The 12,699-nt window shown below is 71.3% G+C and carries 13 protein-coding genes; 3 read left to right on the top strand and 10 right to left on the bottom strand.

All coding sequences use genetic code 11. The annotated features are described in order from the left end of the window. The first annotated feature begins 3 nt into the window (after positions 1 to 3). The 3 genes from J2S55_RS18415 to J2S55_RS18405 all read left to right on the top strand — a co-directional run bounded on the left by J2S55_RS18415 (position 4) and on the right by J2S55_RS18405 (position 2,515). Positions 4 to 1,080, top strand: a complete 1,077-nt coding sequence (locus J2S55_RS18415) for a DUF2293 domain-containing protein (protein ID WP_306862301.1) — start codon at positions 4 to 6, stop codon at positions 1,078 to 1,080. After that, entirely contained in the window at positions 1,064 to 1,444 is a 381-nt protein-coding gene (locus J2S55_RS18410) for an MmcQ/YjbR family DNA-binding protein (RefSeq protein ID WP_306862299.1), read from the top strand. The genes J2S55_RS18415 and J2S55_RS18410 overlap by 17 nt, the downstream gene beginning before the upstream one ends. A 354-nt stretch (positions 1,445 to 1,798) precedes the next feature. Then, positions 1,799 to 2,515, top strand: a complete 717-nt coding sequence (locus tag J2S55_RS18405) for a hypothetical protein (RefSeq protein WP_306862297.1) — start codon at positions 1,799 to 1,801, stop codon at positions 2,513 to 2,515. A 60-nt stretch (positions 2,516 to 2,575) separates the two neighbouring features. On the opposite strand, the gene J2S55_RS18400 is transcribed toward J2S55_RS18405, so the two are convergent. The 10 genes from J2S55_RS18400 to J2S55_RS18355 all read right to left on the bottom strand — a co-directional run bounded on the left by J2S55_RS18400 (position 2,576) and on the right by J2S55_RS18355 (position 12,665). After that, entirely contained in the window at positions 2,576 to 3,190 is a 615-nt protein-coding gene (locus J2S55_RS18400) for a LysE family translocator (RefSeq protein ID WP_306862294.1), read from the bottom strand. A 124-nt stretch (positions 3,191 to 3,314) separates the two neighbouring features. Then, positions 3,315 to 5,099, bottom strand: a complete 1,785-nt coding sequence (locus tag J2S55_RS18395; protein ID WP_306862291.1) for an LVIVD repeat-containing protein — start codon at positions 5,097 to 5,099, stop codon at positions 3,315 to 3,317. 120 nt (positions 5,100 to 5,219) lie between these two features. Continuing rightward, positions 5,220 to 6,443 (bottom strand): kynureninase, encoded by a 1,224-nt coding sequence (gene kynU, locus J2S55_RS18390; protein ID WP_306862288.1) that lies wholly within the window; start codon positions 6,441 to 6,443, stop codon positions 5,220 to 5,222. A gap of 185 nt (positions 6,444 to 6,628) precedes the next feature. Beyond that, a complete protein-coding gene (locus tag J2S55_RS18385; protein WP_306862285.1) occupies positions 6,629 to 7,144 on the bottom strand; it encodes a 3-hydroxyanthranilate 3,4-dioxygenase in 516 nt (171 codons plus the stop codon). Further along, a complete protein-coding gene (locus J2S55_RS18380) occupies positions 7,141 to 7,563 on the bottom strand; it encodes a RidA family protein (protein WP_306862282.1) in 423 nt (140 codons plus the stop codon). Before J2S55_RS18380 ends, J2S55_RS18385 begins: the two co-directional genes overlap by 4 nt. Beyond that, the gene (locus J2S55_RS18375; protein WP_306862279.1) at positions 7,560 to 8,348 is read right to left on the bottom strand and encodes a 2-keto-4-pentenoate hydratase; all 789 of its coding nucleotides are present in this window, start codon (positions 8,346 to 8,348) and stop codon (positions 7,560 to 7,562) included. The genes J2S55_RS18380 and J2S55_RS18375 overlap by 4 nt, the downstream gene beginning before the upstream one ends. 76 nt (positions 8,349 to 8,424) lie before the next feature. Beyond that, entirely contained in the window at positions 8,425 to 9,438 is a 1,014-nt protein-coding gene (gene dmpG / locus J2S55_RS18370; RefSeq protein WP_306862276.1) for a 4-hydroxy-2-oxovalerate aldolase, read from the bottom strand. Beyond that, positions 9,435 to 10,424 (bottom strand): acetaldehyde dehydrogenase (acetylating), encoded by a 990-nt coding sequence (locus tag J2S55_RS18365; protein WP_306862272.1) that lies wholly within the window; start codon positions 10,422 to 10,424, stop codon positions 9,435 to 9,437. Before J2S55_RS18365 ends, dmpG begins: the two co-directional genes overlap by 4 nt. Beyond that, positions 10,421 to 11,218: a 2-keto-4-pentenoate hydratase gene (locus J2S55_RS18360; protein WP_306862269.1), complete on the bottom strand. Its 798-nt coding sequence runs from the start codon at positions 11,216 to 11,218 to the stop codon at positions 10,421 to 10,423. Before J2S55_RS18360 ends, J2S55_RS18365 begins: the two co-directional genes overlap by 4 nt. Then, the gene (locus J2S55_RS18355; protein ID WP_306862266.1) at positions 11,211 to 12,665 is read right to left on the bottom strand and encodes a 2-hydroxymuconic semialdehyde dehydrogenase; all 1,455 of its coding nucleotides are present in this window, start codon (positions 12,663 to 12,665) and stop codon (positions 11,211 to 11,213) included. Before J2S55_RS18355 ends, J2S55_RS18360 begins: the two co-directional genes overlap by 8 nt. Between the last annotated feature and the right edge of the window lie 34 nt (positions 12,666 to 12,699).

Below are 12,699 nucleotides of genomic sequence, written 5' to 3'. Positions count from 1 at the left end.
GGGGTGAGCAGACTTGAGCGCCGGATCGTGGAGGCGGCGGAGGCCGCGCTCGCCCAGCGGAAGTTCGTCACCGCGGTCGACGTGCTGACCGGGATCCGCTGGCTGCACGCCCGGCACGTCGACACCTGGCGGCAGGGCCGGGTGGCGGCGCTGGAGGAGCTCTCGGCGGTGGACGGCGCCAAGATGACCGACGCGGTGGCCGTGCTCCGGCGCTGGGCCCTGGCCAAGGGGCTCACCCCGAGCGAGACCGCCTACGTGTCCGGCGGCCGCGACCGGGGGGAGCTGCGCTTCGTCTCCGCCGGGGACGACAGCGCCTTCCGGGTCCACTGGATCTCACCGGACATGAGCGAGACCCGGCGGCGGCAGCTCGCCGAACGGCAGAGCAAGGCCCCCGACCTGGTGGTGGTGGAGTCGCAGCAGCCCTGGGAGTGCGCGGGCTGCGGCGACACCGGCCCCTACATGATCACGGAGAACGCCGGGCCCCACTGCCTGACCTGCGCGGACATGGACCACCTCGTCTTCCTCCCGGCGGGCGACGCGGCGCTCAGCCGGCGGGCGAAGAAGGAGAGCGGACTGGCCGCCGTGGTGGTCAGGTTCAACCCCCGGCGCAGGCGTTACGAGCGGCGGGGCATCCTGGTCGAGGAGGCCGCGCGGGAGCGGGCCGAGGAGCAGTGTCTGGCCGACGAGGAGCTACGGCTGCGCCGCCGCGAGCGCGACCGGGAGCGGCGGGCCGGCGAGGACGTGGAGTTCCAGGCCGGGATGGCCAGGGAGATCACCCGGCTGTTCCCCGGCTGCCCGCCCGAGCGGGCCGAGGAGATCGCCCGGCACGCCGGGCAGCGAGGCAGCGGCCGGGTGGGCCGGACCGCCGCCGCCAAGATGTTCGACGAGAACGCGATCACACTGGCCGTGGTGGCCTCGGTGCGGCATCTCGACACCGACTACGACCGGCTGCTGATGTCGGGGGTGCCCCGCGCCGAGGCCAGGGAGCGGATCCGGACGGCCATCGACCGGGTGCTGGGCCACTGGCGCGCGACTGTCGGTGCCCCCTTGCACAATGGCTCCCATGGAGAAGTGGCGTGAGGTCCGTCAGACGCTGCGCGAGTCCGCGCTGAGCCTGCCGGAGACCTACGAGGACCATCCCTGGGGCGAGAGCGTCATCAAGGTCAACAAGAAGATCTTCGTCTTCCTCGGCGTCGAGGAGCCGGCCGGTAAGTGGAGCCCGGCCGTCGGGGTGAAGCTGCCGGAGTCCAACGGCCACGCGCTCTCCGTGGCGGGCGCGGCGCCCTCGGGATACGGGCTCGGCAGGGCGGGATGGGTGACGATCCCGCTGATGGGCGTGCTGCCGGAGACCGAGGTGCTGCTCGACTGGGTCGAGGAGAGCTACCGGGCGGTCGCCCCCAAGAAGCTCGTCGCCAGGCTCGACGCCACCGGCCCGCTGCGCTGACGCCAGGCGCTCACCGGCCCGCCGTGCCGACCTCGGGCACCCACCGGCCCGCCGTGCCGACCTCGGGCACCCACCGGCCCCGACGGCCCGGTGACCGGCGCCGCAGGCGGGCCGTAACCGTGAGCAGATATCCGACAGACCGGCAGCGGACCGGCGTAAACGCCTTTTCACCGTGACTTTCCCTGTTTAGTGGACTCCGCCTCGGCATGGCGTCGCGAAGCCACCCTCGGTGGCTGTAAGGATCTCCAATGTCACGCTGAGTCACCAAGCGGACGGGCATGGGCCGTATTCCGGCCCGCGAGTTAGTCGCGGCCGCGGGCCGCGTTCCGGAAGGAACGGTATCTCCATATGTTCATGTCCAATCCCCGGAGGGGAGCCACCGCCACCCGCCCCCGGCCGATGCGGAGGCTGGCGACCCTGACCCTGGCCGGATCTCTCTCCATGGCCCTGACCACCGCCGTCGCCCCACCCGTGTTCGCGGCCGACGACCCGCACAGGGGGCGCGACCCGCGGAACGCCACGCTCAGGGATGAGGCCGACAGGAGGTGCTCGCCCGGCAACTTCTTCAGGTTCCACTCCTTCAAGCCGAGGAACTTCTTCGTTCCCCGCACCCGCTTCATCGACGGCCCCGGCGGCACGATGACGGCGTCGGTCCGGCGGCAGCACCGGGTCTACTTCGAGGTCGAGATCGAAAGGGAGAAGAATTCCGAGATCGACAGGCTCCATAGAGACTCCACCGCCAGGGCCGTCGGCACCACCACCTTCACCGACGAAGACACGCGCGCCCTGCTCCGCCGCCTGCGCAACAACGTCAACCCCCTGCTCGCCGAGGAGCTCATCGTCGAGACCGGGCACGACTACACGCAGGAAGTCAGCGACGGGATGTACGGCAACCTGTGGTACCGCGTCTTCGGCTACCGGGTGGGCTTCTCGTCATGGCACCAGCTCGAGGACTGCACCTCGCACCTGGTCGCCACCGGTATCGCCAGCGTCCCCGCAAGGGTGGAGGGCTGGAGATACTGGGAGACCAAGCACCCGATGTACAAGGGCCGCCGCCTGTCCGACAAGTGAGCCACCCGCCCGGCGGGCCGGATTCGGCCCGCCGGAGCCGGGACGTGAGCCGGGGCCGGGTCAGGGCTGCTGCACGGCCAGCCTGATCGCGAAGCCGACCAGGAGCAGGCCGGTGGCCTGCTCCACCCGGGCCCGGATCCGGGGCGTGCGGAGCAGGGCGCCGATCCGGTCCACCGCCACGTTGTAGAAGCTGAACCAGAGCAGATAGAGCCCGGCGAAGATGGCCGACAGCAGCATGGCCTGGTTCAGCGTGTCGCCGTGGGCGGGGAGAAACTGCGGCAGGAACGTGACGAAGAACAGCGCGACCTTGGGGTTGAGCGTGTTCGACAGGAAACCGTTGCGGACGTGCTGCATCGGGGAGCGGGCCGCCAGGGCGGCGGGCTCCGGGGCCGCGGCCGTGCGGCGGCTGGAGCGCAGGGCCTGGATGCCCAGCCAGAGCAGATAGACGACGCCCACGACCTTCAACACGGTGAAGGCGGTGGCGGAGGCCAGCAGCAGGGCCGACAGCCCAATGGCGGCGGCGGTGGCGTGGACGGTGAGGCCGATCAGGCCACCGAACATGGTCAACAGGCCGGCGGTGCGGCCGAAGGCGAGGGCGTTGCGCGTGATCAGGGCCTGGTCGGGCCCTGGAATCATGATCATTACAAGCGCCGTGACCGCGAAGGTCGTCAGCATGGAACGGGGGTCTCCCTGAACATCGGATGGTGCAGAGCGCCTTGTGGGCGCGCCCATCCTACGCATGCGGGGAGACCCCTCCTCCCACCCGGCCGGGGGGTGGGGGCCCCGGCCGGGCGAGGTATCACCTGGCGCTGTTGCGGAACGGCCGGGCGGGCCTGCCCAGGTCCGGGGCGCCAAGCAGCTTCTTGGAGGAGACGGCGTAGATGCCGTCGTTGGTGAAGACCCAGACGATCTTGCGGTCCCACTCGACGTAGGTGCCGTGGGTCTGGTTGCCCAGCGCGTAGTCGGGGACGCCCTTGCCGTAACCCGACGGGACGAACTGCGCGACGATCTTGGGGTGCTTCAGGTCGCGGGTGTCGAAGAACTGCACGCCCGCGTTGTAGAACGCGTACGGCAGCAGGCCCTGCCGGGGGTCGCCGGGCGAGGTGTAGTAGCCCGAGCGCTTGGGGCCGAAGCTGCCGCCGCGCTGGCAGTAGTCGCCGAACGGGGCGTCCGCGGCGGGCCGGGGCCGGGGCAGGGCGCCGACGATGCGGGGCCGGGCCGGGTCACGGACGTCGATCTGGAAGATGTCCTTGTAGGGCTCGTGGCAGTCCTCGCCCAGCGGGTAGCCGGACACGTAGATCATGCCGGTCTTCTCGAACTGGGAGACGTCCACGTTGTCGGCCTCGGTGCCGCCGACCGACATGGGCAGGTCCAGGTGGGCGACCTCGCTCATCTTGGCGGGGTTGGAGATGTCCAGCACCGACAGGCCGTAGCCGCCCAGGGCCGCGAAGCCGTACCTGCCGCCCTCCTCGACCGGCTTGGGGACGGCCAGCGGCATGCGCGCGCCCATCCAGGAGGTCTGGTTGCCGCAGCGCGGGTTCCTGGCGTAGTCGGCGGACTCGTCGGCGACCTGGCCCTTCCGGTGCCACTCACCGATCTTCTTCGGCCTGGCCGGGTCGGACATGTCGTAGGCCTGGTAGCCGGCCGAGTACAGGTAGGTGGGCACCTCGGTGTTGCTCCAGGTGTCCAGCGGAGCCGCGGCGACGAACATGTACTTGCCGCCGGTCCAGTACGGCACGTCCAGCGAGCCGGAGCCCTGCTGCGGCCCGTCCACCGGCGCGTTCAGCGGATTGTCCGCCGAGCCGTCGGTGGTGACGGTGGCCAGCAGCTTCCAGTCCTTCTTGCGCGGGCCGTCGAGCCGGTAGACCTTGAAGCCCTTGAAGCTCGTGGTCTCACGGAGCTTCCGGACGCCCTCGGGGTTGTGGAACTTGGAGTGCTCCACCGAGTCACCCAGCTCGCCGACCTGGCGCTTCTGCTCGAAGCTCTGGACCATGACGTAGGCGCCGAGCCTGGCGTTCCACTGGATGGTGGAGGCGCCCCAGTAGTCGTGGGCCTTCCAGTCCTTGCCGTCCTTGAGCTCGACGTTCTCGCCGTACTCGGCCTTGACGTCGCCGCGGCTGAGCGACTCGACGATCTTGACCTTCCTGACGTCGGTCACGTCGTAGACGCGGGCCTCGCTCCGGTCGTACTGGAACAGGTAGCGCCGGCCGTCGAAGTCGACGATGTTCTGCCAGCTGTGGAAGTAGTCCGGGGTGAACGCGGGGCCGCGGTAGGCGGCCTCCAGCTTGATCGGGCCCTCGATGTAGGACTCCGGGTCGTAGCCCTTGGTCCTGCCGAAGATGTCCTGGGCACCGCCGGGGAAGGAGAAGCGCTCCTCTCCCGCCGGGGTCAGGGACGGGTGCCGGAAGGTGCCGTCGAGCTGCATGCCGTAGGTGCCGGGCTGGGGGTCGGCCGGGCGGCGGTCGCCGCAGACCGAGGGGATGCCGGGATCGTCGGGGGCCGCTGCCCGCACCGCCGTCCCGGAGACGAGGACGAGACCCGCGACGCCGGAAGTGATCAGGGCATGCCGGAGGAAGTGGCGCATGGCGCGACCTTTCACAGGAAAGGAAGGAACGCCCTCAGGGTCCTGGTTCCGCCCACCTCCGGCCACGCCCCGTTCCATGGGATGGAACCAGGAGGGTTCCATCCCATGGAACGACGCCTCTCAGGTGACGGCCAGGCGCTGCTGGTAGCGCTCGTCGCGCCAGTGCTCCTTGTCCAGCACCTCGGCCAGGATGGCGGCCGCGTCGTAGACGTCGACGTAGCGGATGTAGAGCGGGGCGAAGCCGAAGCGCAGGATGTCGGGGGCACGGAAGTCCCCGTGGACGCCGCGGTCGATCAGCGCGCGCATGACCGGGTAGCCGTCGGGGTGGCGGAGGCTGACCTGGCTGCCGCGGCGCTCCGGGTCGCGGGGGGTGACCACCTCAAGGCCGTACGGCGCGCACAGCTTCTCGACCAGCTCTATGAAGAGCGACGTCAGCGCCACGCTCTTGGCCCGGACCTGGTCCAGGTCCACCCGCTCCCAGATGTCCAGCGAGGCGTTGAGCGGGGCGAAGGACAGCACGTGCGGGGTGCCCACGGTGAAGCGCCGGATGCCCTCGGCGGGGCGGTAGCCCGGTTCGAACGCGAACGGCGCCGCGTGGCCGTGCCAGCCGGTCAGCATCTGCTCGGCCTCGGCGTGGTGACGCGGGTGGGCGTAGACGAACGCCGGGGCCCCGGGGCCGGCGTTGAGGTATTTGTAGGTGCACCCGACCGCGAAGTCGGCCTGCGACACGTCGACCCGGTAGGCGCCGGCGCTGTGGCACAGGTCCCAGATCATCAGGGCGCCCGCCGCCTGGACCCGCGCGGTCACCGCGGCGGTGTCGTGGCGCTCCCCGGTCCGGTAGTCCACCTCCGACATCAGCACGCAGGCGACGTCGTCGGCCAGCACCTCGTCGAGGACCCCGAGGTCGCGGACCTCGTAGCCGCCCACCGCCTTGACCAGCCCTTCGACCACGTAGCGGTCGGTCGGGAAGTTGGCCAGGTCGGAGACGACCACCCGGCGGCCGGGGCGCAGGCGCATCGCGGCCGAGACGGCCTTGACGATCGCGATCGAGGTGGTGTCGCCCACCGCGACCTGCCCGGGGCCCGCGCCGATCATCGGGGCCAGGCGGTCGCCGGTGGTCAGCGGCAGGTCGAACCAGCCGGCGGAGTTCCAGCCGCCGACCAGTTGCCGGCCCCACTCCTCCGTCACGACCCGCGCCGTCGCGGCCGAGGCCGCCACGGGCATGGCGCCGAGCGAGTTGCCGACCAGATAGATCGTCTCGTCAGGCAGGACGAACTCGTCCCTGAGGTGCTTGAGGGGGTCGTCGGCGTCGAGGGCGGCGCAGTCCGCGCGGCTGATGGTCACGAATCATCTCCGGGTTAGGTGCTTACCAGCCCTTCTATCATCCCGACATCGGCGAAGGCCAGGATATTGGGCCGTTCCGGGACGCGGAACCTCCGTCCGGCGGGTGGGGAAGTCGGAGCCACTGCGTCCACAGGGGCCGGCCGGCCCCTGTGGACGCAGTGGGTGTGGACGTCGACGACCGGGGGCTACCCCTTGCCCGGGTGGAGCGCGCCGCAGCCGTCGCAGGTGCGGGCCTTCTCGTCGTCGTAGAAGGCCTGGAAGATCGGCGGCAGGTCGGCCACGATGTCACGGACCTGGAGCTCGACCTCGTGGACCACCGCGTTGCACTCCAGGCAGTACCACCGGAACTTCTCCAGCACGCCCTCCGGCCTGACCCGCTCCACCAGGAAGCCGACCGATCCCTCCTCCGGACGCTGCGGCGAGTGCGGCAGGCCCGCCGGGAGCAGCCACATCTGGCCCTCGCGGACGTGGACGGTCTCCGGCCCCTCGGGCGTCATGACGTTGATGTGCATGTTGCCGCGGACCTGGTAGAACAGCTCCTCGTAGGGGTCGACGTGGAAGTCGGTCCGCGCGTTCGGGCCGCCGACGACCATCACGATGAGGTCGCCGGCCCCCTCGAATATGATCTTGTTGCCCACCGGCGGCTTGAGCAGGTGCGCGTGCTCGTCGATCCACTTGCTGAAGTCGATGGGGGGGATCACTGGCGTTCCTCCGGTCGGTGGGCCACGGCCTGAATCTCGATGAGCAGGTGAGGGTGGGGAAGCTGGTGGACGGCCACGGTGGTGCGGGTCGGGCCGCTCTCGTCGAAATACTCCGCGTAGACGGCGTTGTATCCGTCGAAGTCGTCCATGTCCACCAGGTAGGTGGTGATCTGGACGAGGTCGCTCAGGTCTGCCCCGACCGCCCGGAGGATGTCGCCGATGTTCTCGATCACGGCCCGGGTCTGCACGGCGATGTCGAGCTTCATCGCGCCGGACCCGTCGGCCTCGGCTCCGGCGATCGTGTCGTCCGGCCGGCGGGAGCTGGTGCCGGACACGTATATGAGGTCCCCGGCCCGCTTGACGTGCGGGAACCTTCCGCGCGGCGTGGCCTTCCCGCTGACGACGAGTCCGTCGCTCATGACTGTCCTCCCACGACGTCGGACGGGGCCTGTGCGGCGGTGAACGAGACCGAGCCCAGGTGCTGGACCTCGACCCTGACGTGGGCGCCGGGGGTCAGCGGCTCGGCGGGCGTGGCGGCCCCGGCGAGCAGGATCCACCCGGGCTCCAGGACCACCCCGTGGGCCGCGGCCAGGCGCGCGGCCTCCACGACGGCCCGGCGCGGATCTCCGAGGATGGCGCCGGTGGACCCGGTCTGGACGGGACGGCCGTCGACCTCGAAGACGACGCCGAGGTTCCACCGGGCGGGGTCGTAGGGCCGCCACGGGCCGACCACGTATCCGGCGGCCGAGGTGTTGTCGGCGATCACGTCCGGCAGGGAGAACCGGAAGTTCTCATAGCGCGAGTCGATGATCTCGATGCCGGGGGCGACCGCCGCGACGGCGCCGGGCGCGAGGGCGTCGGCGACCGTGGCGATGCGGTGGCCGATCAGGTAGACGACCTCCGGCTCGACACGAGGGTGGATGTAGCACGAAATATCGGCGTATGAGCCGTCGAGGATGGCCGACGACTCCGGCACCCGGCCGAAGATCACGTCGTGCACGCCCATCTGGCGGCGCTTGCCCTCGCTGGTGAAGCCCAGCTTCACCCCCGACAGCCGGTCGCCCCGCTCCATCCGGAGCCGGAGCAGCTCCTCCTGGACCCGGTAGGCGGCGGCCACGTCGTAGCCCTGCCCGGGCTGCGGCACCGCGCGGACCGTCCGCGCGGCCTCGTCCAGCACGGCGGCGAGCCCGCGGATGTCGGTCACCGCTCCCCCTCCACTCCGGCGAGGCCGATCGCGCCGGTCGCGGGGCCCGCCCCATGGCCGGCGCCGGATGCCTCCGTCATCGCTCTCCCTCCGCCCGCGCCAGGTCCAGCGCGATGTCCACGATCATGTCCTCCTGCCCGCCGACCATCCGGCGGCGGCCCACCTCGGTCAGGATCGTCCGGGTGTCGACCCCGTAACGCGACGACGCCGCCTCGGCGTGACGCAGGAAGCTGGAGTAGACCCCGGCGTAGCCGAGCGTCAGCGTCTCCCGGTCCACCCGGACCGGCCGGTCCTGCAGCGGCCTGATCAGGTCGTCGGCCGCGTCCATCAGAGCGTGCAGGTCGCAGCCGTGCTCCCAGCCCATCAGGTCGGCCACCGCGACGAACACCTCGATCGGGCAGTTGCCCGCGCCCGCGCCCATCCCGGCGAGGGAGGCGTCGACCCGGTAGGTGCCGTTCTCGACCGCGACGACCGAGTTGGCCACGCCCAGGCCCAGGTTGTGGTGGGCGTGGATGCCGATCTCCGTCCCCTCGTCGAGCACCGAGCGGTAGGCGCGGACCCGGTCCCGGACCCCGTCCATGGTCAGCCGGCCGCCGGAGTCGGTCACGTAGACGCACTGCGCGCCGTACGACTCCATGAGCTTGGCCTGCCGCGCCAGCTCCTCGGCGGGCGCCATGTGGGACATCATCAGGAACCCGGCGACGTCCATGCCGAGCTCCCGCGCGGTGGCGATGTGCTGGGCGGAGATGTCGGCCTCGGTGCAGTGGGTGGCGACCCGGACCGAGGTCACGCCGAGCGCGTGGGCACGCCTGAGGTCGTGGATGGTGCCGATGCCGGGCAGCAGCAGGGTCGTCAGCCTCGCCCGCCGTACGGCTCCCGCGACCGCCTCGATCCACTCGTCGTCGGTGTGCGCGCCCGCGCCGTAGTTGAAGCTGCCTCCCGCGAGGCCGTCGCCGTGGGCGATCTCGATGGCCGCCACGCCGGCGGCGTCCAGCGCGGCGGCGATCTCGGCGGCCTGGGCCGTGGTGTAGCGGTGCCGGATGGCGTGCATGCCGTCCCGCAACGTCACGTCCTGGACATAGAGCCTCACGCGCCCACCCCTGTCTCGATGCTCTGCCCGGTGCGGTCCGGCCGCTCCGCCAGCCGTTCGGCGGTGCGCAGCGCGGCCGAGGTCATGATGTCCAGGTTCCCCGCGTAGGCGGGCAGGTAGTGGGCCGCGCCCTCCACCTCCAGGAAGACGCTCACCTTGGTCCCGCCGGTCCGGCTCCCGTCGGGCAGCGGCTCTCCGGCCGGGACCCTCTCGAACTGCACGTCCTGCTTGAGCCGGTAGCCCGGCACGTAGTCGCGGACCCTGTCCACCATGGCCCGTACGGCTCCCGCCACGGCGGCCTCGTCGCAGTCGTCGACCAGGCAGTAGACCGTGTCACGCATGATCAGCGGCGGCTCGGCCGGGTTGAGGACGATGATCGCCTTGCCCCTGGCCGCCCCGCCGACCTCCTCGATCGCCCGTGAGGTCGTCTCGGTGAACTCGTCGATGTTGGCGCGGGTGCCGGGCCCGGCGGACCTGGAGGCGATCGAGGCGACGATCTCGGCGTAACGGACGGGGACCTGCGAGGCCACCGCCGCCACGATCGGGATCGTCGCCTGCCCGCCGCAGGTGACCATGTTGAGGTTGCGCTCGCCGAGGTGGTCGTCCAGGTTGACCGGCGGCACCACGTAGGGCCCGACGGCGGCGGGGGTCAGGTCGATGACCCGCTTGCCGTGCGCGCTGAGCACCCGGTCGTTGTGCAGGTGCGCCTTCGCGGAGGTCGCGTCGAGGACGAGGTCCACACCGGCGAAGCCGGGCAGCCCGACCAGGCCCTCGACCCCTTCGTGGGTGGTGGCCACCCCACGGCGGCGGGCCCGGGCCAGGCCGTCGGAGTCGGGGTCGATGCCCGCCATGGCGACGACCTCCACCCGCTCCGACAGCAGCGCCTTGAACATCAGGTCGGTGCCGATGTTCCCGGAACCGATGATCGCGATCTTCACTCGCTCCGCGGGCGGCGGCGTGGCCGCGCCGGTGTCGCCGAGGGTCATGAGAACACCGCCCGCACCGAACCGAGACCGTCGATGACGGCCTCGAAGACGTCGCCGGGCTCGACGGGCACCATCGGGCCGAGCGCGCCGGTGAGCACGATGTCCCCGGCGCGCAGCGGGAAGTCCCTGCCGCCCAGCGCGTTGGCCAGCCAGACGGCGGCGTTCAGCGGGTGCCCCATGCAGGCCGCGCCCGCGCCGGTGGAGACCTCCTGCCCGCGCCGGCTCATGGTCATCCCGGCCAGCCGCAGATCCAGGCCGGCGAGCGGGACGGGCGTGTTGCCCAGGACGAAGGCGCCGCTGGAGGCGTTGTCGGCGATGGTGTCGACGAGCGCGATGTCCCACCCCGCGATCCGGCTGTCGACGATCTCGATCGCGGGCAGCGCGAAGTCGACGGCCCGGATGACCTCCGCCACCGTGAACGGCCCGCCGACCAGGTCGCTCTTGAGGACCAGCGCGACCTCGGCCTCGGCCCTGGGCTGCAGGAAGCGGCCGGCCGGGATGGGCAGGCCATCGAGGCAGGCCATGTCCGCGAAGAGCATGCCGAAGTCCGGCTCGTCGATCCCGAACTGCTTCTGCACCGCCGGGCTCGTGATGCCGATCTTCCGCCCGACCAGCCGCCGCCCGTCGTCCAGCGCCCGCCGGGTGTTGATCTCCTGTACGGCGTAGCCGGTCTCGGCGGTCCCGACCGGCAGCGTCTCACGCACCGGCGGGCAGGGCTTGCCGCTCCGGGCCGCCTCCAGCAGCCGGTCGGCCGCCTCGGCGAGCACGTCGGTCGCCTCGCTCCACTCAGTCATGTCCCGGCTCCAGCTTGATCGTGATCGTGGTGGGTTCGGAGTAGAAGTCCAGCGAGTGCGTGCCGCCCTCCCGGCCGATGCCCGACAGCTTCACCCCGCCGAACGGGGTGCGCAGGTCCCGCAGGTACCAGGTGTTGACCCAGACCAGCCCGGCCTCCAGCGACCGGGCGACCCGGTGGGCCCTGTTCAGGTCGGCGGTCCAGACCGTCGCCGCCAGGCCGTAATCGCTGTCGTTGGCCAGCTCGACCGCCTCGGCCTCGGTGTCGAACGGGGCGATGTGGCAGACCGGGCCGAAGATCTCCTCCCGGTTCACCCGGGAGTCGCGGGACAGGCCGGTCAGCACCGTCGGCTCGACGTAGTAGCCGCCGTCGCGGTCGTCCCCGAAGTGCGGCACGCCGCCCCCGGCATGGATCCGGGCCCCCTCGTCCTTGGCCAGCCCGTAGTAGGAGAGCACCTTGTCCCGGTGCTCCGCCGAGATCATCGGCATCATCGTGGTGTCCTCGTCCGCGGGGCGCCCGAACCTCAGCTCCCCCGCCCGCTCGGCCAGCCGCGCGGTGAACTCCTCGAAGACGGGCCGCTCCACGTAGAGCCGCTCGGTGCACAGGCAGACCTGGCCGCCGTTGGTGAAGACCGACCGCACGCTCCCCTCGACGGCCGCGTCCAGGTCGGCGTCGGCGAAGACCAGCCCGGCGTTCTTGCCGCCCAGCTCGAACGAGACCGGCTTGACCCGGTCCGCCACACTCTTCATGATCGTCGACCCGGTACGGCTCTCGCCGGTGAAGGTGACCGCGTCCACCCCCGGGTGCTCCACCAGGAACTGGCCGGTGGAGCCGGCGCCGAACCCGTGCACCACGTTCAGGACACCGGGCGGCAGTCCGATCGAGGCGGCGATCTCCGCCAGCACCGCGACCGAGCCCGGCGTGTGCTCCGAGGGCTTGACCACGATGGTGTTGCCCGCGACGAGCGAGGGGCCGATCTTCCAGGTCGCCAGCAGGAACGGCAGGTTCCACGGCACGATCACCGCGACCACACCCAGCGGCCTGCGCACGGTGTAGCTCAGCACGTCCTTCAGGTGGAAGGCGCTCTCCGGGCGCTGGGCGGCGATCTCGGCGAAGGACCGGAAGTTCGCCGCGCCCCGCGGGATGTCCAGCGTCCGGGTCTGGGTGATCGACTTACCGGTGTCGGCGATCTCCGCGGCCACCAGATCCTCGAAGCGCTCCTCGATCGCGTCGGCGAGACGGCGCATCCAGGCGGCCCGCTCGGCCACCGGCAGCGCCGCCCATCCCGGCAGGGCCGCGCGGGCGGCGGCGACCGCCCGGTCGACGACCGCCCGGTCCGCCTCGTGGACCCGGCGGACCGGGCGGCCGGTCACCGGGTCGTGCGTGGCGAACGTCGCGCCCTCGGCCGCCGGCACCCCACCGATGAAGTGGGTTACCTGGTCAGACAAGACTTCTCCTCACGATAGGACCCCGATGGGTCAC

The organism is Streptosporangium brasiliense, from assembly GCF_030811595.1.
GTDB classification, from domain to species: domain Bacteria; phylum Actinomycetota; class Actinomycetes; order Streptosporangiales; family Streptosporangiaceae; genus Streptosporangium; species Streptosporangium brasiliense.
The sequence above is the reverse complement of the archived record's forward strand: the minus strand, read 5'-3'. Positions and strand labels throughout refer to the sequence as shown.